The sequence below is a fragment of the uncultured Algoriphagus sp. genome, assembly GCF_963974835.1.
GTDB lineage: Bacteria > Bacteroidota > Bacteroidia > Cytophagales > Cyclobacteriaceae > Algoriphagus.
The window spans coordinates 418,300-443,641 of the sequence record NZ_CAXBET010000001.1 but is presented as its reverse complement, the minus strand read 5'-3'; the positions used below and the strand labels follow the sequence as shown (position 1 = coordinate 443,641).

Below are 25,342 nucleotides of genomic sequence, written 5' to 3'. Positions count from 1 at the left end.
TTAGTGGCTTGATTAATGAATTGATCTTCTCACTATCTTACATCAACTAGTCAAATTCCTATGAAAATTTTTGAATGTGGTAATTGTTTTCACCCTTTGTATTTTGAAAACGATAGCTGTGAAAAATGTGGTCATCTAACTGGTTATTCCAGTGCAAGTGCTACTATGCTCACTTTTGATCCCAGTAAATTCCCCCTTATTTCTGATAGAAAGGGGAAGGCATATAAATACTGCAAAAACAAAGATCTTGGAGTATGTAATTGGCTGATTCCTGAAGAGGGAGACCATGAGTTTTGTGTTGCATGTGAGCTTAATCGTACTATTCCCGATTTATCTGATGCAGAAAACTTCCCTAAATGGCAGAAGCTTGAGGTTGCAAAACACCGCCTTGTTTATCAATTGTTAAAACTAGGGCTAGCCATTCCGCCTCAGGAAACTAATCCTGAGATTGGGCTAGCCTTTGATTTTATTTCCCGTCAGGGAGATGATAAGATCATGACTGGCCATGCAAATGGTTTGATTACGATCTTACTTTCTGAAGCGGACTCAGTGCATAGGGAACAGATGAGGAAGCAAATGTCCGAACCTTATCGCACATTAATCGGACATTTTCGACATGAAGTTGGTCATTATTTCTGGGATAGATTGGTGGCTAACAATGAGAAGCGCTTAGCGGAATTCAGAAATCTATTTGGTGATGACAGTTTAGATTATGGAGAGGCTTTGAAGAATTATTATCAAACAGGAGCTCCCGCAAACTGGCAACAATCCTATATCAGCCAATATGCCAGCTCACATGCCTGGGAAGACTGGGCAGAGACTTGGGCTCACTATTTACACATTATGGACATGTCTGAGACTGCCTATTACTATGGAATATCAGTGAAGCCTAATGTGAGAGAAAAAAGCCTAAAAGGTTCAATCACTTTTGATCCGTATGAAAAGAGAGATTTTGAGAAAATCTATCAAAGTTGGGCGCCGATTTCATTTGCTATCAATAGCCTGAACAGAAGTATGGGTGTACCCGATGCATATCCTTTTGTGGTCAGCTCTGCGGTGGTAACTAAAATGAAATTTATCCATACTCTTATTTATAATCTTTGAGCGGAGATGCTTACTTCTTGAAAAAAAAGTAAACTGCTAAAATCAAGAAGATTGATCCGATAAGATGATTGAGGCGAAAAGTCTCGGTTTTAAATGCGATTAAGGAAAAGATCATAAAGATTACCAGCGTGATCACTTCCTGGATGACTTTCAGTTGTACCAATGAAAAAGGACCGCCATTCCCATCAAATCCAATTTTATTGGCGGGCACCTGAAAGCAATATTCAAATAGAGCAATTCCCCACGAGATCAGGATTATTGAAACCAAGCCAAGCTTGCTAAACCATTTCCACTCGGCAAACTTCAGATGGCCATACCAAGCCAAAGTCATGAAGGTATTAGAAAGAATAAGTAGTGCAATAGTGAGAAGTGCCTTCATTTGAGAGGTATTTTGAACCGCGCAAATTTCAGCATTTTAGTGATTGCTTGTATGCGGTGATTAATCCAATTTTTTACCGTTTACCACTACATTTTTCACTTCAAAATCTTTTACAAAGTCTGGTTCGAAATCAGGTTTTCCCGTACTTATGTTCAGATTTTCAAAGGTAAAATCAGATAGTCTATCGTGTTCTGTAATCGCCACATCAAAAAATATGTCACATTCCAAATCGATATTTTTCATCGTTATATGATCAGAAAAGGAAAGAGGAACTTCTTCTTTCCCTTTGAGATCAAAAAATTGAGTCCATGGCTTTACATAAATGAAACTGTGGACCTGTCCCGTAATATTTTCAACCGTAATATACTCGTAATGCTGTGGGGTGTCTGGGCGCATTTTCAGCCAAAGAAGCCGTACGGCATCCCGCACTTTAATATTGCGCATGATCACATTTTTGTTGTGAATTGATTCGCTGCCATTAGTAAGAGCTCCATGGCAGAACCCAAATTCACTATCCTCAATGATGATATTCGTGTTCTCCCCATTATTTGGGTCTTCATCTGCCCATGGTCCTTTTCCTCCTTTGAGTGCTATCGCATCGTCATTTACCGCGAGGTAGCAGCCTTTAATCAGCACATTTGATACTACATCCAGATCAATTGCATCGGTGCTCGGCGCTTTAACAGGTTCATGTGGCGAAGTGATTGTAAGATCGAGAAGTTTAATGTTTTTGCATTGGTAATAATGGCTACTCCAGAATCCCGCATTGATCAAACTAACATCCTGCACCTGAACATCATTGCTTTTCCAGATGAACACCAATCGAGGCCTTGAAACTTCCAAGTTGGTGCAGTTGGGATCTTCTTTTCTTCGCTGCCAAAAAGCCTCCCAAAATTTCAATCCATTTCCGTTGATCGTTCCATGCCCAGAAATGGTAAATCCATCTACTCCATAGGCATTCACCAGTGCGGCGTAGTAATCCAAGTTTTGACCCTCCATACGGGAAGGAATCAAAGGATAATCCGCAATGTCATCTGAGCCTTTCAGTACTGCTCCTTCTACTATATGCAAATGGGTTTTAGGTTTGAAAAAAAGTGCACCACTTAGAAATGTTCCTTTTGGAACGACAATAACGCCACCACCATTTTTTTCTGCATGATCAATTAAAGCCTGTATTTGCTTCGTTTGGATGATACTGCTATCATTTTTTACTCCATAATCAGTCAGCACGTACTGCTTCCCCAAGTCTTCCAATTTCTTTTTGGAATAATCATGAAACCAGGACGAGATGGGCGTTCCATCTGGCCAGGTATCGTTGGCTTGCTGCTTGGAATAAGATGGCTGAAGGATTAGACTGGCCAAAAAAAGTGCCGTTAACAGGTATTTCATTTGGGTGTTTTTGAAAATTGATTGGGTATTTTAAGAAATCTTAGTACCCTGAATCAGGATGGATGCTGTAATCGATTTTTCTTTAAGATGAAGGAATTTCTTGCGCTCTTCGTCAAGTTTGAAGTTATCAAAATCTTCCTGAGAGTGAAATGAAACTAAATGAACTTCATAGGGTTGATCTATGCTGCTTTCTATAAAACTCTCAGTATCCGGGCGGATTCTCAAAAGAAGGGTTCCATTATATTTGGCTATGAGTGGGATGGCAATGTCCTCAAACTGATGAAAGATATTTTCCTGCCCTTGCTTGATGTAGATTAGTTGGGTGATGTAGATCATGCTGATTTTAAGAGAATAAAACCTAAAAGAATAATTTTATTAATTCAAATACTAGTTACTCCATCTTCCAAAAGATAATTCCACCAGCTTGCTTCCCCATATCCACGGAAGCTACTTTTTCTGCCTTTTTGATATCGATTACGTCCATTGTCCCAGGTTCTCCACCGATTCCTTCTACTGAGATGAAAGCATATTTGCTATCTGAAGAAATCGAAACACCGTGTGTCACTTTTCTTGTATTCTTAATCCTACGCAATTCTTCCCCTTTTTCTAAATCCCAAATGCCGGTCTCCGCACTTCCTTTGTAAGTAACGACTAGATAGCGTCCATCAGGCGATACATCACAGTTGTATGGTGCTTTACCCGTTTTGAAGCGATTTGTAATTTCCCATTTTTCTAAGTCTACTTCCAATACTTCATCTGTCCCATTTCCAGCCACGTAAACTTTTCCGTTCGTTGGATGCGGGATTGCCCAAGTGGGCTTCGTAGGACTGTGATACATTGGTGCAGACTCCGTCATCATACTATGTCCCATTTTAGAGTGATCCATATTACTGTGATCCATTCCCTCCATAGCAGGCTTTTCTTCGGCTTTTCCGTCCAAATTTAATGTACGGGTTACCTTTAATTTCGCAGTAGAAATCTCAAAAAGTTCACCTGACATCATTCCAACTGAATAGTGATACATTCCATCTGATGAGATTCTTGATCCATGCGGCATGACGCCAGTTTCGATTTGATCAATCTCAATCATTTCCTCTGGGTCAACTACCGAAACGGTGCTTGGCACCATGTCTCCATGTAGATTGAAATTCACGCAGTACAATAACCCGGTTGCTTGTGATACTTGTAATGAGGCTGGGAAAAGCCCCAATTTTACTGTCTTCACCACTTCGTTAGTTTCTGTGGAAAATTTGTATAAAGTTCCATATGGATTTCCATGCGCAAGAGAGAGATACCAATACTTTCCATCGGGGCTAATATTTATCCCATGCGGACCTTCTATCTCTGCAGGCCAAACTCCCACAGGGATTGTTTTTTCTATAGTAGCCTCTTTTCCGTCAAATTTGATCAAAGCAACTTCGTCCTCCGACTCAGCAGTCACATATACATAGTAATTTTGTGCTTTTGCCGCAAAGCTGAATGAGAAGAATACGATCAAAATAATTGACCTGATTGTGTTAATTCTTAAAATCAAATGATCCATAAAATCTTACTTAGCGTCTTCTAAAGTTGCTTTTTCCGGAATTACTGGTTGAAGCTTGGCTGACCATAAACCACTGTTCCAATCGGAATAGAAAATGTGACCTTTGTGTGGTTGTGCTCCCCAGGTAAATGGAGCATTTGAAATGTAGCCATCGGGATCTTCAGGGACGATCCAGGCGATTTCACGGCCTTGACGATTAAGATCGCCCAGCAATTCGCCACTGATATCTACTACCCGGACACCTCCATTGTAGAATGCAGCATATAGTATATCGTCCTCAATCCAGAAATTGTGAGACCCTGCAAATGGAACTTGGAACCAAGCTACTTCCTTCGGGTTTTTGAGATCAGTAAAATCAATCACGTGCAGAAAGCCTGCCGCTCTACCTGGCTTGCGACCATCAGGATCTAAGCCATAAGGGAATTCTTCGTCTCCAAGAATCACATAGAACTTGCCTGTTTTCTCATCTTTGTAAGGGAATGCAGCATGGTTAGAGCCGCTTGGATATGCATAGCTAGCAAACTGAACTGGGTTGGCTGGAGTGCCGCCTGCTATTCCATTTCCCACATCAACTAACTGTACACCATCAGACCAGTTCGAGGAATAAGCAATTCCATCGTGAACCCATACATCGTGAATGGCATGACCAGGTGTATCCAATTCAAACTCTCCTACTATTCGTGGATTTTTAGGATCTTCAATATTGATAGAATAGTATTTTCTGCCATCACTTAGGGCATAGACGTGGTCTTTATAAATGAATACGTTATGAACGCCCCCAGTTAGATTTTTAGAAAATTCTGAAATCACTTTTGTATCACGCGGATTGCTGACGTCTATGATTACTAAGCCGTTTTTACGATTGGAAGCGCCTTCTCGGGAAATCACGGCCACTTTCCCATCTTCAGACACTTTCACATCGTTTACGGTTCTAGCATCCACTTTCACAGAATCAATCAATTCAATTCCAGCAGGATTGGTTACGTCCCAGAAATAGGCTGTTCCATCAGCTCCCCATGTTCCGGTAACGGCATAATCTCTTCCATCTACACCTTCCCAAACCCATAGGTCAGAAGTATGTTTATTATTCACAGAGCCTTGACCTATCAAATCAATTTTCCGTGTGATATTTCTCGAATTAGCTTGGACAGTTATAGAAGATGCAGCAGGGCCACAGGTTGCATTTAGGACATAAAGTCCTGGCTCGTCAGCAACAAACTTACCTTCTTGGGTAATCAAGCCAGAAGGCGCAGCTGACACATTAAATGACTCTCCAATGAATGAGTAGCTAATAGGAGCATCTTTAATTTCATTTCCATTTTTGTCAAGGGCCAAAGCAGTTAGCGTAAACACATCTCCGGATCTGCCTTCTACTTTATCCGACTTCAGACGGATCTCTGCAATTGGATTTTCCGATACATTAATCTCAAGTTTTTCCTCAACGCCGTCTACTGAGGCTGTGATGGTTGATTTTCCTTTTTCTTTGACAATCAATTTATCGAAAGGAGCAATGCCTACTTTGCTTTCATCAGATGATGTAAGTTTGACTATTTTCTCTGGCCTCTCAAATCCCGCTTCATCGGTTACCGAGATTTTCAACGGCAAACTCACACCAGCATAGATATGCTCTGGAATCGGAGCGATTTCTATTTTTGCGATCGCCGCTGGGACAACCGAAACCTTAATAGTTGACCTCAACTGAGGTGAGCCTGGACTGATCACAATCACATCAAACTCTCCATGCCTAATGGCAGTAGCAATGCCGGTGCTATCGACCACGGATAATGATCGAGAATCAGTAGAATAAAAAATAAAATCTCTTTTATTTATCTTTTTACCGTCAGCATCAATTACTGCTGCGCCGAGCTGTTTGGTTTCACCAATTTTCATGGAAACATTCTCTGCGCTTACCTTGATGGAAAAATTTTGGGCATGAAGTAGTCCTGCTGTTAATAGCAGACTAAAAGAAAATAGTAAAAACTTTTTCATGGGTTGGGCTTTAGATGGATTCTGAATTTAGGGAATCTTCAAAGTCAAACCATATGTTAAGTGACATTAAGTAAAAAAATGCATGAAATTCCTTTAAATCAATAAAGCGGCTGATAAGTTACTCCCAGCCGCTTTATTGATTTCTGACTTTTTATCAATTTTTCAACGAAGCCATATCGATTACAAATCTGTAATGAACATCACCCGCGACGGTTCGTTCATACGCTTCATTAATCTTATCAATGGAGATTACTTCTACATCTGAAACGATATCATGCTCAGCACAGAAATCCAGCATTTCCTGAGTTTCTTTTATCCCGCCAACTAGAGATCCTACCAGACTTCTTCTTCCAAAAATCAGGGATCCAGCGTGGATTTGCTCCATCTCAGGCGGAACACCTAGAAGTACCATTGTGCCGTCCGTTTTCAATAAGCCCAGATACGAGTTATAATCATGCTGGCCCGAAACTGTATCGATAATCAAGTCGAAGGAACTTGCCATCCTTTTCATGTTTTCCGGATCAGTGGTCAGCTCAAAGTGGTGCGCACCAAGTGCATCTGCGTCTTTTTCTTTCTCTGGAGATCTGCTCAGCATGGTGACTTCAGCTCCCATTGCAGCTGCGATTTTAACTGCCATATGGCCTAATCCTCCAAGTCCTACAACAGCTACTTTGTCGCCTTCTTTCACCTTCCAATGCTTCAAAGGAGAATAAGTAGTAATCCCAGCACAAAGAAGTGGTGCGACAGCTTCAAGAGGTAATTTGTCTGATACGCTCAAAACAAACTTCTCAGTTACTACAATATGAGTAGAATATCCTCCGTACGTGACGGTTTTTTTGTCTTGAAGCAATGAGTTATAAGTTTGGGAATTGCCGTTTTCACAGTATTGCTCCAGATCCTCAGCACAATTAGTACAATGACCGCAGGAATCTACGAAACAACCCACGCCAACAGTATCTCCAACTTTATATTTGGTTACTTCTGAGCCAACAGCCGAGACTTTTCCTACAATTTCATGACCTGGTACTACCGGATACATTGTTCCGCCCCATTCATTTCGGGCAGTGTGAATATCTGAGTGACAAACTCCGCAATACAGTATTTCAATTTCTACATCTGTAGCTCCTGGAGTTCTTCTTTCCAGATCAAAAGGAACTAGCGGTTGGTCAGCTTTTTTAGCTGCGTATGCTTTTACTTGACTCATATAAAAATGTTGATTAATGGTTTTATTTAAATCAACAACCCACTGAACTCGTATTAAGTTTTAAAACCGGAATTATTCAAGGCAGAAATGGTGACTGTCTTACAACTTTACTATCACATCACAATATAGTGCTACTGGGATTCTGGCTAATTCCTTTCGCCGCATCTTTATCCATAAACCAAATCAGCTCACCGTGAGATGGCTGTACCAAATTTGCTGGGTATAAAGCAAAGTCATTTTCCTTTTTGATGATTTCCTGCACTTTCTGGGCTTTGCCTGCGCCAGTTACCAAAAATGCTACTGCTTTAGCGTTGTTTACGATTTTTCCTGTAATCGTCACACGCTTTTGGCCAGAATCGGGATGTGTGGCTACCACGCAGTTTTCGCTAGCGTCCCATAGTGATATGGAATCTGGGAAAATAGAAACCGTATGACCATCATCGCCCATTCCAAGCATAACAAGATCAAACTGAGGTATTTCATTCAATTTAGGCAACTCAGTATCCAAGACTTGGCTATAACGCTCCGCTTCACCTTCGGGGTCATTTTCTCCCAATACCCTGAAAATATTGAATGAAGAAATTTCAATTTTTGACAGTAGGTGATCCACCGTCATTTTGTAGTTACTTTCAGAGTCAGTTGGCGGCACACAGCGTTCATCGCCCCAATAAAACTTGATTTTGGACCAGTCAATTTCATTTCCAAAGTGAGCGGCCATGTAATCGAATACGATTTTCGGCGTGCTGCCTCCGGAAAGTGCGACATGGATACTTTTATCTCCAGTTGCTATTTCTTTAAAGTATTCAGAAAACTCCTTCGCAACTTGCTCTTTGGAATCAGATATTTTTAGTTTCATTGAATTTTGTTTTTACAATTACAAGGATATGCAAGTGGTAAATTACTCATGTAATTCAGTACTAAATCTTCGCATAAGCTCTCAGCCTTTTACTTGCTATCTCTACGGTTTTTCACAAAATACAGAAACCTGTTTCGTCAGTAAGGCGATTACCGGGATTTCTCCAGCCGAAGTGACCTTCAAATAGTTCATCAGAATTTCGAGGTCCCCAGGTTCCAGCTGCATAGCCAAAGGTAGGTACGTCCTCATTTTCCCAATATTTCAGAATTGGATCAACAAATTTCCAGGCAGCTTCCACCTCATCCGCACGAGCATAAAGCGTCGCATCTCCCTGCATGGCATCCAATAGCAATCTCTCATAAGCATCCATGATCTCTGCTGAATCAAGATCCGAATAATAAAAATCCATATTTGCCTGCTCTACTTGGAAGCCCAGCCCAGGAACTTTCACTCCAAACTTGATCAGGATTCCTTCATCAGGCTGAATGCGGATAATTATTTTATTATCCTTCTTATAAGCATCCTGGCTTTTGAAAACCTCGTGCGCTGGTGACTTAAAGTGGATCACGACCTCAGTCACTTTTGTCGGCATGTACTTAGCCGTACGGACGTAGAATGGGACATCTTTCCAGCGCCAATTATCCACAAAGAACTTAACTGCTGCAAAAGTTTCAGTTTTAGAATCAGGATCAACTCCTTCCTCTTCTCTATATCCTTTCACTTTTTTGCCATCGATGGTAGACGCAACATATTGGCCTTTCATGGTGTGTTTAGACAGTTCTTCAGCACTTGTCATTACGCGAAGTGACTTCAAGGCTTTGACTTTCTCATCGCGGATCTCTTCCGCACTCGAATTGATCGGTGGCTCCATCACGATAAGTGATACGACCTGAAGTAAATGACTTTGGAACATGTCGCGAAGGGCGCCGGACTTATCGTAATAACCTCCGCGTTTTTCCACACCCACAGTTTCTGCATTGGTGATTTCCACATGGTGAATGTATCTGCGGTTCCAAGTAGGCTCGAAAAGAGAATTTGAAAACCGGGTTACCAGCAGGTTTTGAACAGTTTCCTTACCTAAATAATGATCTATTCTATAGACCTGAGGTTCGTTGAAATACTTATGCAAACCAGCATTCAATTCTTGGGCGGTAGCCAAACTATAACCAAATGGCTTCTCCACAATAATGCGCTTCCAGCCATTTTCCTCTCTAGTTAAATCTGCTTCGCAAAGATTTTTGGCTATTATCTCATATAAGCTGGGAGGCGTGGAGAGGTAAAATATATAATTTTCATCGCAACCTTTTTCCGTATTAAGTTTTTCGATCCGCTTGGCCAAGGCACTGTAGTTACTGTCGTAATTTTCTCCCAAATCTTCGTAAAACATTTTGTCAGCGAAGGAAGAGATAAAGTCTTTGTCCTCCTTACTTATTTTATCCTTCAAAAAGTCACTTTCCTGAACTACTTTGTTACGAAATTCTTCGTCAGTCATAGTACTTCTACTAGCTCCTAATACCACAAAATTCTCTGGTAAATGGTTGCCCTTGTATAAATTATAAAGTGCAGGAACCAATTTTCTGGCTGTTAGATCACCTGATGCACCAAAAATGATTAGCATCTGGTTTTGTGTTTTTTTCATGGGGTTATGGTCTGTCTATTATTTCGAGAAATAAGCTGGAGTGGCTGAGTTCTCCTTATTATTTATAGTTTATTCAATTTTATGGTTTTCAGATCTTTATGATAAAAAGCCTAAGAGCTTAGAAAACCTTAAAAACTATTTAGAAAATCCTTGATTTTATTGACAATGAAATATTTTGCCAAATAGTTTCTGATAAAATCATCAAAGGTCAAGGGTATAACTATTTTTGCCCTGTGATTCTCAAAAATAAGGCTTATTTAGCTTAAACATATCAAGGAGCCGCCGGAATCATGCTCAAGTGATTGATACAAAAACATTAATTATGGAAAATACATCATATGATTTTGGACTGATAGGCCTTGGAGTGATGGGCCGCAATTTTATTCTTAATGTCGCTGACAATAATTTCAGCGCTTATGGATATGATTTGAGTGAGGCTCAGGTGAAGGCATTGAAGGTAGAAGCTGGGGAAATGAAAAACGTGAATGCAACAACTGATGTCAATACGTTTATTCAGGCTTTGGCTAAGCCAAGAAAAATTATGCTTCTTGTCCCGGCTGGAAAAATAGTAGATCATGCGATAGAAAATATTCTTCCACTTTTGGACGAGGGCGATATCATTATTGATGGCGGCAACTCATTTTTTACTGATACAGATAGAAGAGAGGCGTACTTAAAAGATAGAGGAATTCACTTTTTCGGATCAGGTGTCTCCGGTGGAGCAGAAGGAGCAAGAAAAGGCCCGAGCATCATGCCGGGAGGTGATAAGGAAGCTTACGAACATGTGAAACCAATTTTCGAAGCTGTATCTGCGAAATATAAAGGAGAACCTTGTGTCGCTTACCTAGGTCCAAAATCAGCAGGTAACTATGTGAAGATGGTTCATAATGGCATTGAGTACGCCATGATGCAGCTGACTTCTGAGATTTATGATTTGTTGAAAAAATCATGTGATCTAAGTAATGAGGAACTTCACCAAGTTTACGACACATGGAATAAAGGCCGTTTACAGTCATTTTTGGTAGAAATCACGGCAGAGATCTTCACCCAAAAGGATGAGTTGACTTCAGCGGATCTGGTAGATATGATTCTGGATAAAGCTAAGCAAAAGGGAACTGGTAAATGGACTTCTCAGAATGCGATGGATCTAGGTATTCCGGTTCCAACAATTGATATGGCGGTAAGTATGCGTGAAATTTCTGCTTTGAAAGACGAGCGAGTTCAAGCGGACGAATTGTATAGCAGACCAGAAGTAGCTCACATCAAGAAAGAGGATTTAATCGCTCAAGCAGAGCAAGCCTTATACTTTTCTTTTATCATCGCTTATGCACAAGGCTTACATCAGTTGATGTATGCTTCCAAAGACTATGGTTACGACCTGGACATGTCCACTATTGCGAAGATCTGGAGAGCAGGCTGTATCATACGTGCAGGATTGTTGGCTGATATCGCAGAAGCTTATACTGCGGATAACTCCATTCCAAACTTGTTGCTTTCACCGTCTTTCGTTCCTAAAGTACAAGGTACTTTGCCAGCAGTTCGTGAAGTAGTTGCTTTTGCTGCGACAAATGGAATTCCTGTTCCGGGACTTTCTTCTGCATTAAGTTACTTTGATGCCTATACCTCTACAAAACTTCCTTTAAACTTGATCCAAGCACAGCGTGATCATTTTGGATCACACACTTATGAGCGAACTGATCGTGAGGGGATCTTCCATACGGAGTGGGGGAAATAGTAGTTTGTAGTACACAGTCTTAGTATTCAGAATTTAAGAAGGCAAAAGCTCGTCATAATTTATGACGAGCTTTTGTTTTCAGAGTATTTCGTATTTTTAAGGATGGGAATTATCCAAGCCAATATTGAGAAGATCATTCAACTATGCGTTAGCCATAAAGTTGATAAACTCTATGTTTTCGGATCAATAGCATCTGATTCGTTTAATTCCAAAAGTGACGTTGATTTACTAGTGTCCTTCCAAAAGATTGACTTGTTCAATTATTTTGACAATTATCAGGCTCTTAAAAATAAATTAGAAAAGCTACTTAAGCGAAAAGTAGATTTGGTCGAAGAACAGACACTCAAAAATCCTGTATTAATTAGGTCGATAGACCGACATAAGCAGCATATTTATGGATGAGCGAATCGAGAAATGGCTTTATGATATCCATTTTTGAATAAAGGAAATAGAGAGCTATTTCCCATTTGAGGAAAAAAACTTTTTTGACTATAAGAAAAACTCTATGCGAAAATGAGCTATAGAGAGGCACCTTGAAATAATTGGCGAAGCATTAAATCGTATTCTAAAAAGAGAGCCTTCTTTTGAAGACAGAGTCAAAAATGCAAAATCAATTATTGGACTTAGAAATCAGATCATTCATGCTTATGACAATATCTCGGATGAAAATATCTGGTCGATTCTGATCAATCACTTACCCAAACTCAAAAATGAAATTAATAGGTTATTAGAATTATGAGTTAATAATCAAAAAACCTCCCGATCGCTCAGGAGGTTTTTGCATTTATATACCGGACTATAATTCTTAATAGATCACTTTTACCAAGCTCGTGATGACAGAAGCCATACGGATAGATTCAAAGATTCTTTCCTCGCTTGTTCCCAATTCGATCAGGTGATTCTCGTGGGAAGCCACGCACATTTGGCAGCCATTCACAGCAGAAACTGCCGTTGAAATCAATTCGAAGAACTCTTTTCCTAACACAGGATTCATCATAATATTCATGCGAAGTCTGGCTGGAATTTGACCGTACTTTTCCTTTTCCACGAAGTGGCGGAATCTGTACAACACATTATTGCTGCTCAGCAAAGAAGCACAAGCTACAGCTTCGCCGATTTCGGCTACAGTTGCTTCGTTTTGCTCTGCCAATTTTCTAAAAAACACTTGAAGGGGGTTGTTAGCCGCATTAGCAGCTAGAGCCAAGCCCATTAAAGCCACTTCTTTTTGGTTTAGCTTATCACCTTTAAGAATTGTCTTAAAGTTAAGTTTCAAATCTTTCACATATCTGGAATCAGCGTCGCCCAGATTTCTCAAAGATTCATTGGTAAATTCTTCATTCAATCCTACCACTTCCAAAAGCTCGGCTACGGATTGATTTACATTTAGTACTTCCATGGTGTTAGGTTTAGGTTTGAAAACAAGCAAAGGAGATCATAAGACCTCCTTTGATACAGATAATTTTAAATCTGAATTAATTCAGATTCAAAGTAGCTTCTCCTTTTTCCCAGTTACATGGGCAAAGCTCGTCAGTCTGAAGCGCGTCAAGCACTCTCAATACTTCTTCAACATTTCTTCCTACTGAAAGATCGTAAGCAGAAACCCAACGAACGATTCCCTGAGGATCGATGATAAAAGTAGCTCTGTAAGCGATTTTCTCGTTTGCCTCAAGGATACCAAGTTCTTCTGCAAGTGACTTAGAAGTATCTGCAAGCATTGGGAATTTAAGGTCACGAAGATCTTCGTGGTTGTTTCTCCAAGCCAAGTGAACGAATTCAGAATCAGTAGAAGCTCCTACCAATACTGCATCTCTGTCTGCAAATTCACCTGCATTCTTGTTGAATTCAGCGATTTCAGTTGGGCAAACAAAAGTAAAATCCTTTGGCCACCAGAACATCACCATCCATTTGCCATCGGCAGTGTGGATATTGTTGCTGATCGTCTGGAATTCTTGTCCTTTTTCTCTTGAAACTACGGCGGTTTTTTCGAAAGCTGGGAATTCAGCACCCAAGCCAAGCATTCTGCTGCTCATAAAATTGTAAGATTTAGTTTTCAAAATTGTTATACAAAGTTGTCCATGTAATTTTCATTAATCAAATTAATATTTCTTATGTCTTTATAACTTTGAATTATATGACACTGTATCAATTGGAGTATATCGTAGCCTTAGATAATCATAGACATTTTGTGAAAGCTGCAGAAAGCTGCCATGTTTCACAGCCAAACTTAACTACACAGATAAAAAAGCTGGAGGATGAGATAGGAGTCAGAATTTTCGATCGTGACTCGAAGCCAGTAAAACCCACGTTGGCAGGTGAACAAATCCTGCTCAAGGCCCGGCAAATTCTTCGTGAAGTTGCCGATTTAAATGAATTTGTCCTAGATGAGAAAGAATCTTTGGAGGGAACATTTACAATTGGAGTGATTCCCACTATTGCTCCGTACTTACTTTCGATGTTTTTGCCTGAATTTGTACGGGCCAATCCCAAGACGAAATTGAAGATTAGGGAACTTCAAACCATGGAAATCATCTCTGAACTTCAGAAAGGAACATTGGATATCGGAATCTTAGTGACTCCTGTTGAAGAGAAATCCATTCGGGAGATATCACTGTTCAATGAGCCTTTTCTTCTCTATTTGCCCGAAAATCATCCTTTAACCAAAAAATGGCACATAATTCCTGCAGTTTTAGACCCTAACCAAATGCTGGTGTTGGACGAAGGACACTGCTTTCGGGAACAGACATTGGCAATCTGTGAAAGCGAAAGGACCAGAAATAACTTTGGATTTGAATATCAAAGTGGTTCTATCGAATCCTTGATTCGGCTGGTGGACAAAGGAGTAGGTTACACACTTGTACCTGAGATGGCAGTACTTTCAGAAATTGGAAACGAAAGGATCCGAAGATTTGACTCTCCGGAGCCTGTGCGTGAAATCAGTCTGGTCGTTCAAAGTAGCTTCACCAAGGAAGCTTTGATCGAAGTGTTGCGTGCAAGTATTCTCAAATCAATTCCTGAAAGATTTCAGAAAATTGACAATTACATTAAAGTAAAATGGAGATGACGCTCATTCTGATCTGAGTGAATCCACAGGATTTGCCACAGCCGCGCTGAATGATCTAAATCCAACCGTGATAAATGCAATGATAAATGTGATCCCAAGCCCTGCAAGAAATAGAATTGGCCCGAGGGAAATCTGGTAGGCAAATTCTTTTAACACCATATTCATCACAAACCAAGCTATCGGCACCGCCAGTACGAAGCCGAAAAGAATCAGCTTCAAAAACTCTTTGGAGAATAGCATCACAATGCTTTCTGAAGATGCACCCAGCACTTTTCGGATGCCAACTTCTTTCGTTTTGTTATTTGCCATAAAAGTTACCAAGCCATATAAGCCGAGGCAGCCGATGAAAATTGCTATTGATGAGAACAAAGCAAGTGTAGTGGATGTTTTTCTTTCACCGTTATACAGATTGTACACCTGATCGTCTAAAAAACTATAACTGAAAATGTATTCTGGATAGGCGGACTCCCATTTTTCCTGGATCTGAGCAAGGTTCTGCTCAAAAGCATTTCCTTCTATTTTGAGTGAAATACTGTGAAATCCGCTCAGGTTGTTGAGTAAGATCACTGGCTCCATAGGTTTGGAAAGTGAAGTGGTGCTGAAATCTTTTACCACTCCTTTTACCGGAAGCAGATTTCCCCAGAGGTCAATTTGCTCACCTACTAAGTTGCTGTAATCCTCGTATCCTGCAGCTTTCGCTAAAGTCTCATTCACCACAAAGCCAGACATAGTATCCATATCAGAAAGTCCAGTTCCGGCCAGTAACTCTAACTCAAATAGGTCTATGTAATCGCCATCTACTTCCTTGATTTGGGTACTAATAGGATCATCGCTTCCCGGCAAAGTGAAACTGGTGCCCAGAACGCCACTTGATGATGGTGGAGCATTGTTTAGACTCACCATTGAAATACCGGATAATCGCTGCAATTCGCTTTTGAGCGTTCGCATTACACTTTGATTTTGGACGGTATCCACTTGCTCATTCACTGGAATTGGTAACGTTACTATCGCATCCTTCTGAAAACCGAGATCTATATTTTGCATGTATTGAAATTGGGAATACATGGCTAATGTGGCGATGATAAAAAACTGGGAAATGAAAAACTGGACTACCACCAATGAACTTCGGACGGAAAAACCTGTCTTTCTTTCAGGGATATTTGAAGAGTAGACTTTTCCTCCTTTGCCTGAAGAAATTATCCACGCGGGATACAAACCTGAAAGTATGGTGACGATAATCATCACTCCAAACAGGTAAAGCCAAACTGTAAGACGGGAAGATAGATGAAGTGAAATATTTAGTCCTAGGTAAGGATTGATAAATTTCAGTAGAAAATCTCCTAGAAGTAAAGAGATTCCGGTTGCGATAAGTGTGACTAAGAATGTTTCACTCAGCAGTTGGAAAACTAGCTGGGATCTTGAGCTTCCAAGGATTTTTCTGATTCCGATTTCCTTGCTTCGTTTTACAGCGGCAGCCGTGGTTAAGTTTATAAAATTGATACAGCAACTTACAAGGAGGACTAACCCAATCACAATGAAAGTGATTTTGGCAATGAATGGCATTTTAGTATTGTAATTGCCAAATCTCATATCGCTGTGAAGTGTATTGAGTGGCTGGATAATGAAACTCTTGCCAAATCCTGTATTATCCTTTTCACCGTAGTATTTATCAGTAAATCCGGGCAGTTGTGCTTCCAGATTTCCAACTGAAGCATTTTCCTTTAGTAAAAAGTAGCAGTTGTCTGTATCAGAAATTCCTCCCCATTCGCTCGCTTCTTTTTGTTGTTTAATTGTCGCATAGGAAAGCATTAAGTCAAAAGGCAAATCAGTCTTTGAAGGGTAGTCTTCGATTACTCCACTAATTTTATAGAGTTCATCTTCATACTTTATTACTTCACCAATCGGGTCTTCATTCTGGAAATATTTCTTAGCCCAATCTATAGAAATCAAGGCAGTATTTGGACTTTCTATACTGGAAGGATTCCCAATCAAAAATTCTCTGTCAAAAATCTCAAAAAACGAGGGTTCTGCGTACGCTACGCCTGTTGGCTCATTTACTTTGGTGAACGAGCCATCAGGTTTTGAAAACCCGATGATTGAATTACGGCGATAAGAGGTGAATGTGGCCACTTCTACCTGCGATTCAAAATCATCCTCTAATGCGCTGACTAGTATCGGAGGGATGCCCTGCGTAAAAGATTCTCCGTTGCTTGTCTTTTCTGAAGTGACTACCCGGAAAATTCTGTCTTTGTTTTTATGATAACTATCAAAACTAGAACCGTTCTCTACAAGCATAAATAACAGTAAGCTGCCCGTAATCCCAAGCGTGAGACCTGCTATGTTTATAATAGAATTGCTTTTCTCACGCCGGAGAATTCTGAGGGCAGTTTTAAAGTAATTGTTGATGATCATATGACTTGCAGACTAGTTGGATCTATAGTTTTGCAAACAGAAAGCCAAGTGAAATCTATGTCAATTGCGTCAAATCAAGGATTTTCAAAGAGTCGACGTTCGTACATGAAATCCTTTGTCCACTCACGGACAAAAAATAAATTAGAGAAATCGAACGAGGTATTATTAGTAATAATATAAAAATGATCAACCTTAGCCGACCTTCAGGTGAAGCTCACCTTGTCGCTTTACCACTTTGCATTCGAAATGTTGATTAATAAATGCCTTGCAATGATTTTCTGCCCATTCGGCACGAGACTCGGTATCAAAAAGTATAGTCATTCTAAGCATAGTTTTCACGTATTGCTCATAGCAACCCAGCTCGCCTACATATACCAAAAAAGCTGCACACCAATCCTCCTGGAATTTTTCCAAATGAGTTCTTCCGTCAAAAAGCATTTCCAGTTGATTATCCCCATGCTTATAGCGATAAATGCCACACAGCTGGCGGTAGATTAATCGTACACGATCACGCGGAAAATCAAAAGTGTCAAGAATCTGTGCGTAAGTTGTATCCATCAATTGAAGTGGATTATACAGGGAAGTATAAGAGCGCTTCAATTCAAAAACCATCCGATCAAGCAACTCTTCTTCAAGCATAGATTGAGCTTGGCGAAGAATGTAGTTTTTATCTAATGGAAAGAGTTTCTGGATCATTGCTTCGCAAAAATAATAAATTATCTTATTATGATGTTTTAAATTATATTTTATGTCGGATGAAAGGCAATACTTTTTTATCCATTCGGTGCTGATATAGTTTGCATAGATTTAGAAAGCGCGTCTGGCGTATTACACCGAACAACAAAGATTTCTACCAATCTGCCGGCCTTCTCGCTTCATAAGCTTCGATTTGATCTAGTAAATCCACAGGATTCTCAGAGACAATTAATAATTCTTCCTGCTCTGGATACATAAATCCTTCTTCCATCGCATGATTTAAGAAAGCTATCAATTTATCAAAATACCCATTTACATTATAGAGCGCCAGAGGTTTTTGTATATAATGCAATTGATTAAGTGTCATGATTTCAAAAAGTTCTTCCAATGTTCCTATTCCTCCAGGCATGGCGATAAATGCGTCACCACGCTCTGCCATCAGCCATTTTCTGTCACGCATCGTCTCCACGATGATGAGTTCTGTGCAGCCTCTATGGGCGACTTCTCTATCCACCAGTTTTTGGGGTATGATGCCCAGCACTTCTTTTCCGGCAGAGAGCATTTCATCCGCTATCACTCCCATCAGCCCTACTCTTCCAGCCCCATATACTAATGAATGGTCTCGCTTGATCATTTCCTGAGCTAAAGCTTTTGCACCCTCTTCATAGGCAGAACTTTCTCCTTTTCGCGAGCCACAATAAATGGTAATTTTCTTCATGAGTTATTTCAAAAGATAAATTCGAAATTAAGTGATTCAATTTTTAATGCACAGCCAAGGGAAAGGTTTTACAAAAGCTTAACCAAGCGAGGAATAAACAATAGGATATTTTTCTTCCCTACTAGTACCGAAAAACATTAACCTCTATTTTTGAAATATGAAATTGAGCATGGCCGGAGTGTCCCACAGTAGAATTTTTACAATGAATGTGGGATTCCATGTGATTTATAAAAATAAAATTAGAAACACATGAAAATTTGCTTTGCCACCAACAACCAAAAAAAAGTAGAAGAAGTAAAAGCCGCGCTTGGTGACAACTTCGAAATTGTTTCCTTGAAAGATATAGGATGCATAGATGAGCTTCCTGAAACGGGTGACACATTGGAGCACAATGCTTTCCAAAAAGCACGATATGTTAAGGAGCATTTTGGAGTGGATTGCTTTGCAGATGATACAGGATTAGAAGTAGATGCACTGGAAGGAGAGCCAGGGGTCTACTCTGGAAGATATGCTGGCGAACCTAGAAGCGATGACAGAAACATCGATCTTTTGCTGAAAAACCTTGAAAAATCCTCACTACGAAAGGCTCGCTTTAAAACAGTGATTGCATTGTTGCTAGGTGATGAAGAATACAAATTTGAAGGAGTAGCCGAAGGGGAGATTTTGAAGGAAAGAAAGGGCGACGGTGGATTTGGTTACGATTCTGTGTTTGTACCTAACGGATATGTTCAGTCTTTTGCGCAGCTTACAATGGCAGAAAAGAACGCAATTTCACATCGTGGCAAAGCTGTCAGAGCGCTCATTTCCTTTTTAAGCAATATATAATTCTGTTTAAAGAAGAAAATCACCTTAACTTTGCCCCATGAAAAAACCATTCATCGTCGGTATTACCGGGGGCTCTGCTTCAGGAAAAACACTTTTTTTGGAACGACTACTAAATTCTTTTGAGGACGGTGAGGTTTGTCTTATTTCTCAGGATAATTACTACAAGCCTAGGGAAATGCAGCCAATCGATGAGCATGGTGTACATAATTTTGATCGGCCGGAAAGTATTGATTTTGAGGAGTACGCAGCAGATATCCGCAAGATCCAGGCAGGCGAGACCGTACTAAGAGAGGAATATACCTTCAATAACGCGGCGAAGAAGCCTAAAATGCTGACTTTCAAATCTTCTCCTGTAGTTGTTGTGGAGGGAATTTTTGTGTTGTATTATCCGGAATTGGCAAATCTGCTGGATCTGAAAGTTTTTATAGATGCTAAAGACCACATAAAGCTTAAACGTAGAATCATCCGTGACAAGGTAGAAAGAGGCTATGATCTAGATGATGTGCTTTATCGCTATGAGCAGCATGTTATGCCCACTTATGAGAAATATATCAAGCCGTTCATGAATGATGCAGATCTCATCGTGCCTAATAACCATAATTTTGACAAGGCGCTGGAAGTTATTCGTAGTTATTTACGAATGCGGATTGTTTAATAAACAGGAAGTAATTTTGTTAACCATCTGATTTTTAACATATTATTTCGATTTCATTCTCTTGAAACAGAATTTTTCCCATGAGAATTTCTCATTTTAAATAATTGGCTATATTTGCGCCGCATGAAAGCAACTAAAAGAAATAGCAACTTATTCCAGCAACGCCTCACGGTGATGCTCGCTTTGCTGTTTTGTTTGTTTATTTCGAGCGTAGAATATGTACCTGAAAATGGAGAAGTTGTCAAAGTTGAAAAACAAGACAAGAAAGCTTCCAATGAGCAGGACCAGACTTTTTTGAATGTAGCAGTCGATGCAGTAGTACCCTTTGTAGTCCATGTATCGCATAGCATTCTTTACCTTATTCATGATATAGTAAGATTCGAAGGATCTTCATTTGTTACTGAATCAACCTCGGTTATTCAACCTAACCAGCTCGTAGAAATACTTTTTGAGCGTATCATATCCACCAAAGGACCCTAAGTTCTTTTTTGTTTTCTGGTGAAAAACCGCTTCCTGAGATTCAGGCAAGCCAAAACTCTGTATTTACAATCAATTAATAATTTCAATTTCTCATGCAAAACAAAGGTGTCATTGTGTTTTTGACAGTGATCGTTACAGCATTATGCTTGTACTATCTGTCATTCACATTTGTATCAAACAATATCCAGCAAAAGGCCCAGGATTACGCAACGGATGCGTCTGGAAATGTGGATTTTTCGAAAAGACAAAGCTATCTCGATTCTATCTGGAGAGCTCCGGTATATAATTTCCTAGGTGCTGATTTCACTTTTCAGGAAGTAAAAGAAACGGAACTTGGATTGGGTCTTGACCTTCAAGGGGGTATGCATGTTACTTTGGCAGTTTCTCCTGTAGAAATCGTCAAAGGACTTGCCGGTAATCCTAAGGATGCAGCATTCAATAAATCTGTAGAGGAAGCCCGTGAAGAGGCAAAGACTTCTACTGATAAGTATGTGGACCTGTTCTATGCAGCATGGAAGAGAAACAGCCCAAATAAAAATCTGAGCAGCATCTTCGCTACAGCAGCAAACAGAGGTCGTATTTCTTTGGAGTCTTCTGATTCAGAAATCCTGGAAATCATCGATAACGAAGTAGAAAATGCGATAGAGCGTTCTTTTAATATCCTTAGAACCCGTATTGATAGATTTGGTACTTCGCAGCCTAACATCCAAAGAATTCAAGGTTCTGGTCGTATCCAGATCGAATTGCCAGGAGTGGACAATCAGGAAAGAGTAAGAAATCTACTTCAAGGAGTAGCTAAATTACAATTCTGGGAAGTAGCTGAGACTAATGAGATCGGAGCTGCATTGGAGTCTGTGAACAGTGCTTGGGTAGCTGCCAATAAATCAGCTCAACCTGCGGAAGCAGATACAGTAGCCACTGAGAATCTTTCAGAAGAGGATTCTTTAAGAAATGCTTTAGAGAAACAACTTGCAGAAATAGACCCTACCAAAGCAGGAGACAATACGATTTCACCATTGTTCAGTTTATTGAAGCCTAATTACGGATTGGCTTATGAGCTTCGTGACACAATGGCTATAAACCGCATTATTAAAAATGATGATTACAAAGCTTTATTGCCTAGAGACATCAAATTACTTTGGGGAGTAAAACCATTCGAAGCAGAAGATGGTACCGAGACGCTTGAACTTTATGCGATTAAAGCTGTAAGGGGAACAGACGAAGCTCCTCTTGAGGGCGATGTGGTAACAGATGCCCGTCAGACTTTAGATCAGTCTTCAAGACCTGCAGTATCCATGCAGATGAATGCGGACGGCGCTAGAAAATGGCGAAAACTGACCGCTGAAAATATGGGTAGAAGAATCGCGGTTGTTTTGGATGATTATGTATACACTGCTCCAGTGGTAAACGGAGAAATCCCTACTGGTCAGTCTGAAATATCCGGAAACTTCACCTTACAAGAGGCCCAAGATTTGGCAAACATCCTAAAGTCAGGTTCTCTTCCAGCTCCAACTCAAATCGTAGAAGAAAGCATCATCGGTCCAACATTGGGTAGAGAAGCTTTAAATCAAGGTTTGATCTCTATGGTGGCAGGTCTTGCTATTGTGATCCTATTCATGGTGGCGTATTACGCTAAAGGCGGCCTTATCGCTATTTCAGCATTGGTTTTCAACATCTTCTTTATTCTTGGAATCCTTGCTCAGCTAGGTACTGCCCTGACATTGCCGGGCATCGCAGGTATTGTGTTGACGATAGGTATGTCCATAGATGCAAACGTGCTGATCTTTGAGCGTATCAAGGAAGAACTCCGTAATGGTGTCAGCCTGATGGCAGCGATCAATGCTGGTTATAGTAAAGCATTCTCTGCGATTCTCGATTCAAACGTAACGACTTTCCTTACCGGTGCGATTCTATTTGCTTTGGGACAAGGTCCTGTAAAAGGATTTGCGATTGTATTGATGATTGGTATTGCGTCATCTTTCTTCTCTGCTGTATTCATCACCAGAGTTATCGTATCATGGATGAGCAAAAAAGGAGATAAGAGCTCCATTAGTTTTGCTACTCCTTTTGCAAAGAATGCATTAAGCGGATTGAACTTTGACTTTTTGGGTAAAAGAAAAATTGCCTACCTAATTTCTTCTGCAATTATCGTGATTGGATTAGGTATCGCCGCTGTCAATGGATTGAAATTCGGCGTTGACTTCACAGGTGGTCGTTCATACATTGTAGAATTTAATGATGCCATCCCGGCTTCTGAATTGAAATCCGGGTTGGATAGTGAATTTGACGGATCTGTAGAAGTGAAGACTTACGGTTCAAACAACGTACTGAAAGTGACTACTTCGTATTTGGTCACTGAAGATGACGCTGCTTCCAATGAGGAAGTAGAGACTAAAGTTAGGGAAGGTATTGCTTCTGTGACTGGTTTGAATTTTACCGAAGATGCTGCTACGCTAACAGATGGACAGTTTGCCATCACAGGATCTTCTAAAGTAGGGGCTACTGTGGCAGATGATATTAAGGCATCTTCAGCAGAAGCTATGATCGTTGCACTTGTTGCCATCTTCCTTTATATTTTACTTAGATTCCGTAAGTGGCAATTCTCTTTGGCATCCATTATAGCCTTGATTCACGATACGTTGTTTGTGATTGCAGCATTTGCGATCGCGAGTGCTTTTGGTGCTACGTTTGAGATTGACCAAGTCTTTATCGCAGCAGTATTGACAGTGATTGGTTATTCGATTAACGATACTGTAATTGTATTTGACCGTATTCGTGAGAATATCGAGACCAGAGGTACAAACAAGCTGGTGAAGGTATTCAATGATGCCATCAACCAGACTTTGGGTCGTACCTTGATTACTTCATTTACTACATTGATTGTGGTGATTGTACTATTGATATTCGGTGGTGAGGTATTGAGAGGCTTCTCATTTGCGCTATTCATCGGTATATTGGTAGGTACTTATTCATCGATCTATATCGCTACTCCTATTGTAGTGGATTTGATGAAAAGAGAAATAGAACAGGAAAGTGCTGCTAAAGAAGCTAAAAAGCTTGCATAAGCTATTATTAACCTAATTTAGAAAGGAGTGGGAGACGATCTCACTCCTTTTTTATTGCCCTCTAAGTGGGAAAGTTTGTATCTTTTGAGGTGAATTTTATTAATACCTAACCTGTTTCAAACTTTTAAAACACTTTTAAATGAAAATTTCGAAAGAAGACTTCGAAAGCATGCAATCAAAGTATGACAAAGAAGTAAAAAAAGGTAAGCCTGCCAAAGGGACAAAAGACCAAGATAAAACCAATCAAACTAAGTGGATATTTTTTGATCGGGAGACTTTAGAGGGATTATTGGCTCAAGCAGACAAAGATCCCAAAGTGGGTGGGATTCAATTTTATTTCACTGAACACACTGATGAAACTGCTGAGAAAGCCTATCCAAAAGAGGGTGCTGCCTATACCGGACAGATGACTTTGGTAATGCGTGCAGCCAATCTCAATGAAAATAAGCTACACACCTTAGGCGGAACCGAAGATGAATATCAGGGTGGAAGATTAATGTGCCCTTACAATTGTGAACCAGAACCTACAAGTAATTAAGTATGGAAAGTAGGTTCATCCAGTCATTCTTCATTTCGAATGGTGAACTATTAATACCCCTTGATCTACTATTGATTATTGGGGTTGCTTGCTTTATCAAATTGCCAAAAGAAAAGAGAGCCGATATTCAGTATTGGCTTCCTTTTTTGATTTTAGTATTCACTGTTTTTTATCAGAATTTTGGAGCTTATACGAATTACAACTACGAATTTAAAAAATCAGTAAATGCCTATTTGGGAAATACTGAATATCCTAAGTTTAACATCTGGGTCTATAATATTGCAGAAAACCAGATCGGGGTAATACTCTATTTAGTTTTAATTAAGTCTTGGCTGGCGACGTCCAAAAAGAAATACATTAATTGGATGATTTATATTTACATACCCATAGTATGCGTGATTACATTTTTAGGTATAGAACCACTTTATTTTAATCAGCCTATTTTATTTACCATTGGAGCCAATTTGATATTGATTGGTAGTGGATTATATTTTATAGGATTGATCAGCCAGGAAGACTATTTGGCTAGCAATCCATTGAAGCTAATATCATTTTGGCAGATGACTTTAATTATGTTCACTTTTACCCTGACTTATATCTTTTGGGTATCCCTATTATATCTCTATTCGGTTAATCCTGTTTTGGGAAAGGCTTTACAGCAAATGGGCAATGTAATCTTAATTACCAATTTGGCTGTGCTTACATTGACCGTAGCGTCACCGCTATTGCCGGGGATTTTTGAAAAAGAGCCTACTTATGGATTCAAATAAAGGTTATCTTTACGTTTTTTTTTGGTGCATACCATCTTTATTACTGTATGCTTTGTTTCCAAATAAAACGTATCCTTTACATAAAAATGGATACTAAATTTTTCCAGACATTTGGAGATTGGTATCTAATCTCCATAGATATAATATTGACAATTGGTATTATATATTTTTTAAAGTTGTCAGGGAGTGAAAGATCAAATAGTAGGTACTGGCTCCCATTTTTAATTTTGGCTTTCACTGTGTGTTATGAAAATATGGGAGCCTATACCAACTACAATTATGAG

23 protein-coding genes are annotated in these 25,342 nt (G+C 39.8%); 10 read left to right on the top strand and 13 right to left on the bottom strand.

Going from position 1 to position 25,342, the window contains the following annotated elements; all coding sequences use genetic code 11:
- The first annotated feature begins 60 nt into the window (after positions 1-60).
- Positions 61-1,104 carry a putative zinc-binding peptidase gene (locus tag AACZ73_RS02030; protein WP_339874935.1) on the top strand — a complete coding sequence of 348 codons (1,044 nt, stop codon included), beginning with the start codon at positions 61-63 and terminating at the stop codon, positions 1,102-1,104.
- A 10-nt stretch (positions 1,105-1,114) separates the two neighbouring features.
- Here the strand turns inward: AACZ73_RS02030 and AACZ73_RS02025 are convergent, their stop codons facing one another.
- The 8 genes from AACZ73_RS02025 to zwf form a co-directional block, all read right to left on the bottom strand.
- The gene (locus AACZ73_RS02025) at positions 1,115-1,483 is read right to left on the bottom strand and encodes a DMT family protein (RefSeq protein ID WP_339874934.1); all 369 of its coding nucleotides are present in this window, start codon (positions 1,481-1,483) and stop codon (positions 1,115-1,117) included.
- Positions 1,484-1,543: 60 nt separating this feature from the next.
- The gene (locus AACZ73_RS02020; RefSeq protein WP_339874932.1) at positions 1,544-2,872 is read right to left on the bottom strand and encodes a glycosyl hydrolase family 28 protein; all 1,329 of its coding nucleotides are present in this window, start codon (positions 2,870-2,872) and stop codon (positions 1,544-1,546) included.
- A 30-nt stretch (positions 2,873-2,902) separates the two neighbouring features.
- A complete protein-coding gene (locus AACZ73_RS02015; protein WP_339874930.1) occupies positions 2,903-3,208 on the bottom strand; it encodes a DUF1330 domain-containing protein in 306 nt (101 codons plus the stop codon).
- Between the two features lie 55 nt (positions 3,209-3,263).
- Positions 3,264-4,415, bottom strand: a complete 1,152-nt coding sequence (locus tag AACZ73_RS02010) for a YncE family protein (RefSeq protein WP_339874928.1) — start codon at positions 4,413-4,415, stop codon at positions 3,264-3,266.
- A gap of 6 nt (positions 4,416-4,421) precedes the next feature.
- Positions 4,422-6,404, bottom strand: a complete 1,983-nt coding sequence (locus AACZ73_RS02005) for a hypothetical protein (protein WP_339874927.1) — start codon at positions 6,402-6,404, stop codon at positions 4,422-4,424.
- 154 nt (positions 6,405-6,558) lie between these two features.
- The gene (locus AACZ73_RS02000; protein WP_339874926.1) at positions 6,559-7,608 is read right to left on the bottom strand and encodes an NAD(P)-dependent alcohol dehydrogenase; all 1,050 of its coding nucleotides are present in this window, start codon (positions 7,606-7,608) and stop codon (positions 6,559-6,561) included.
- Positions 7,609-7,726: 118 nt separating this feature from the next.
- Complete coding sequence (gene pgl / locus AACZ73_RS01995) at positions 7,727-8,464, bottom strand: 6-phosphogluconolactonase (protein WP_339874925.1); 738 nt, start codon at positions 8,462-8,464, stop codon at positions 7,727-7,729.
- 112 nt (positions 8,465-8,576) lie between these two features.
- Complete coding sequence (zwf, locus tag AACZ73_RS01990; protein ID WP_339874924.1) at positions 8,577-10,103, bottom strand: glucose-6-phosphate dehydrogenase; 1,527 nt, start codon at positions 10,101-10,103, stop codon at positions 8,577-8,579.
- A 322-nt stretch (positions 10,104-10,425) separates the two neighbouring features.
- Between zwf and gndA the strand changes: the two genes are divergently transcribed.
- Positions 10,426-11,838, top strand: coding sequence for an NADP-dependent phosphogluconate dehydrogenase (gndA, locus tag AACZ73_RS01985; RefSeq protein WP_339874922.1), 1,413 nt, complete (start codon positions 10,426-10,428; stop codon positions 11,836-11,838).
- Between the two features lie 520 nt (positions 11,839-12,358).
- The gene (locus AACZ73_RS01980) at positions 12,359-12,577 is read left to right on the top strand and encodes a HepT-like ribonuclease domain-containing protein (RefSeq protein ID WP_339876324.1); all 219 of its coding nucleotides are present in this window, start codon (positions 12,359-12,361) and stop codon (positions 12,575-12,577) included.
- Between the two features lie 66 nt (positions 12,578-12,643).
- Here the strand turns inward: AACZ73_RS01980 and AACZ73_RS01975 are convergent, their stop codons facing one another.
- Together AACZ73_RS01975 and AACZ73_RS01970 are read right to left on the bottom strand one after the other, a co-directional pair.
- Positions 12,644-13,234, bottom strand: a complete 591-nt coding sequence (locus AACZ73_RS01975; protein ID WP_339874920.1) for a carboxymuconolactone decarboxylase family protein — start codon at positions 13,232-13,234, stop codon at positions 12,644-12,646.
- A gap of 76 nt (positions 13,235-13,310) precedes the next feature.
- The gene (locus tag AACZ73_RS01970; protein ID WP_091692568.1) at positions 13,311-13,868 is read right to left on the bottom strand and encodes a peroxiredoxin; all 558 of its coding nucleotides are present in this window, start codon (positions 13,866-13,868) and stop codon (positions 13,311-13,313) included.
- Positions 13,869-13,969: 101 nt separating this feature from the next.
- On the opposite strand from AACZ73_RS01970, the gene AACZ73_RS01965 reads away from it, so the two are divergent.
- On the top strand, positions 13,970-14,899 hold the full coding sequence (locus AACZ73_RS01965; protein ID WP_339874916.1) for a LysR substrate-binding domain-containing protein: 930 nt from the start codon (positions 13,970-13,972) through the stop codon (positions 14,897-14,899).
- Between the two features lie 3 nt (positions 14,900-14,902).
- Here AACZ73_RS01965 and AACZ73_RS01960 read toward each other — a convergent pair whose 3' ends face one another.
- The 3 genes from AACZ73_RS01960 to AACZ73_RS01950 form a co-directional block, all read right to left on the bottom strand.
- Complete coding sequence (locus tag AACZ73_RS01960) at positions 14,903-17,311, bottom strand: ABC transporter permease (RefSeq protein WP_339874915.1); 2,409 nt, start codon at positions 17,309-17,311, stop codon at positions 14,903-14,905.
- Between the two features lie 192 nt (positions 17,312-17,503).
- A complete protein-coding gene (locus tag AACZ73_RS01955) occupies positions 17,504-18,007 on the bottom strand; it encodes a hypothetical protein (RefSeq protein WP_339874914.1) in 504 nt (167 codons plus the stop codon).
- A gap of 154 nt (positions 18,008-18,161) precedes the next feature.
- Positions 18,162-18,725: a TIGR00730 family Rossman fold protein gene (locus tag AACZ73_RS01950; RefSeq protein ID WP_339874912.1), complete on the bottom strand. Its 564-nt coding sequence runs from the start codon at positions 18,723-18,725 to the stop codon at positions 18,162-18,164.
- Positions 18,726-18,974: 249 nt separating this feature from the next.
- Between AACZ73_RS01950 and AACZ73_RS01945 the strand changes: the two genes are divergently transcribed.
- The 6 genes from AACZ73_RS01945 (at position 18,975) to AACZ73_RS01920 (ending at position 25,058) form a co-directional block, all read left to right on the top strand.
- Entirely contained in the window at positions 18,975-19,550 is a 576-nt protein-coding gene (locus AACZ73_RS01945; protein ID WP_339874911.1) for a non-canonical purine NTP diphosphatase, read from the top strand.
- Positions 19,551-19,587: 37 nt separating this feature from the next.
- Positions 19,588-20,205 carry a uridine-cytidine kinase gene (locus AACZ73_RS01940; protein WP_339874909.1) on the top strand — a complete coding sequence of 206 codons (618 nt, stop codon included), beginning with the start codon at positions 19,588-19,590 and terminating at the stop codon, positions 20,203-20,205.
- A 123-nt stretch (positions 20,206-20,328) separates the two neighbouring features.
- Positions 20,329-20,685 carry a hypothetical protein gene (locus AACZ73_RS01935; RefSeq protein WP_339874907.1) on the top strand — a complete coding sequence of 119 codons (357 nt, stop codon included), beginning with the start codon at positions 20,329-20,331 and terminating at the stop codon, positions 20,683-20,685.
- Between the two features lie 92 nt (positions 20,686-20,777).
- Positions 20,778-23,750, top strand: a complete 2,973-nt coding sequence (gene secDF / locus AACZ73_RS01930) for a protein translocase subunit SecDF (protein ID WP_339874905.1) — start codon at positions 20,778-20,780, stop codon at positions 23,748-23,750.
- Positions 23,751-23,889: 139 nt separating this feature from the next.
- A complete protein-coding gene (locus AACZ73_RS01925) occupies positions 23,890-24,288 on the top strand; it encodes a molecular chaperone DnaK (protein WP_339874903.1) in 399 nt (132 codons plus the stop codon).
- A gap of 2 nt (positions 24,289-24,290) precedes the next feature.
- Positions 24,291-25,058: a histidine kinase gene (locus AACZ73_RS01920; RefSeq protein WP_339874902.1), complete on the top strand. Its 768-nt coding sequence runs from the start codon at positions 24,291-24,293 to the stop codon at positions 25,056-25,058.
- The last annotated feature ends 284 nt before the right edge of the window (positions 25,059-25,342 follow it).

Coding starts and splice junctions, on each gene's coding strand:
- AACZ73_RS02005 (WP_339874927.1), bottom strand. CDS start 6,404: ATGAAAAAGTTTTTACTATTTTCTTTTAGTCTGCTATTAACAGCAGGA.
- AACZ73_RS01940 (WP_339874909.1), top strand. CDS start 19,588: ATGAAAAAACCATTCATCGTCGGTATTACCGGGGGCTCTGCTTCAGGA.
- secDF (WP_339874905.1), top strand. CDS start 20,778: ATGCAAAACAAAGGTGTCATTGTGTTTTTGACAGTGATCGTTACAGCA.
- AACZ73_RS01935 (WP_339874907.1), top strand. CDS start 20,329: ATGAAAGCAACTAAAAGAAATAGCAACTTATTCCAGCAACGCCTCACG.
- zwf (WP_339874924.1), bottom strand. CDS start 10,103: ATGAAAAAAACACAAAACCAGATGCTAATCATTTTTGGTGCATCAGGT.
- gndA (WP_339874922.1), top strand. CDS start 10,426: ATGGAAAATACATCATATGATTTTGGACTGATAGGCCTTGGAGTGATG.
- AACZ73_RS01945 (WP_339874911.1), top strand. CDS start 18,975: ATGAAAATTTGCTTTGCCACCAACAACCAAAAAAAAGTAGAAGAAGTA.
- AACZ73_RS01950 (WP_339874912.1), bottom strand. CDS start 18,725: ATGAAGAAAATTACCATTTATTGTGGCTCGCGAAAAGGAGAAAGTTCT.
- pgl (WP_339874925.1), bottom strand. CDS start 8,464: ATGAAACTAAAAATATCTGATTCCAAAGAGCAAGTTGCGAAGGAGTTT.
- AACZ73_RS02025 (WP_339874934.1), bottom strand. CDS start 1,483: ATGAAGGCACTTCTCACTATTGCACTACTTATTCTTTCTAATACCTTC.
- AACZ73_RS01965 (WP_339874916.1), top strand. CDS start 13,970: ATGACACTGTATCAATTGGAGTATATCGTAGCCTTAGATAATCATAGA.
- AACZ73_RS01925 (WP_339874903.1), top strand. CDS start 23,890: ATGAAAATTTCGAAAGAAGACTTCGAAAGCATGCAATCAAAGTATGAC.
- AACZ73_RS02030 (WP_339874935.1), top strand. CDS start 61: ATGAAAATTTTTGAATGTGGTAATTGTTTTCACCCTTTGTATTTTGAA.
- AACZ73_RS01920 (WP_339874902.1), top strand. CDS start 24,291: ATGGAAAGTAGGTTCATCCAGTCATTCTTCATTTCGAATGGTGAACTA.
- AACZ73_RS02000 (WP_339874926.1), bottom strand. CDS start 7,608: ATGAGTCAAGTAAAAGCATACGCAGCTAAAAAAGCTGACCAACCGCTA.
- AACZ73_RS01955 (WP_339874914.1), bottom strand. CDS start 18,007: ATGATCCAGAAACTCTTTCCATTAGATAAAAACTACATTCTTCGCCAA.
- AACZ73_RS01970 (WP_091692568.1), bottom strand. CDS start 13,868: ATGAGCAGCAGAATGCTTGGCTTGGGTGCTGAATTCCCAGCTTTCGAA.
- AACZ73_RS02020 (WP_339874932.1), bottom strand. CDS start 2,872: ATGAAATACCTGTTAACGGCACTTTTTTTGGCCAGTCTAATCCTTCAG.
- AACZ73_RS01975 (WP_339874920.1), bottom strand. CDS start 13,234: ATGGAAGTACTAAATGTAAATCAATCCGTAGCCGAGCTTTTGGAAGTG.
- AACZ73_RS02010 (WP_339874928.1), bottom strand. CDS start 4,415: ATGGATCATTTGATTTTAAGAATTAACACAATCAGGTCAATTATTTTG.
- AACZ73_RS01960 (WP_339874915.1), bottom strand. CDS start 17,311: ATGATCATCAACAATTACTTTAAAACTGCCCTCAGAATTCTCCGGCGT.
- AACZ73_RS02015 (WP_339874930.1), bottom strand. CDS start 3,208: ATGATCTACATCACCCAACTAATCTACATCAAGCAAGGGCAGGAAAAT.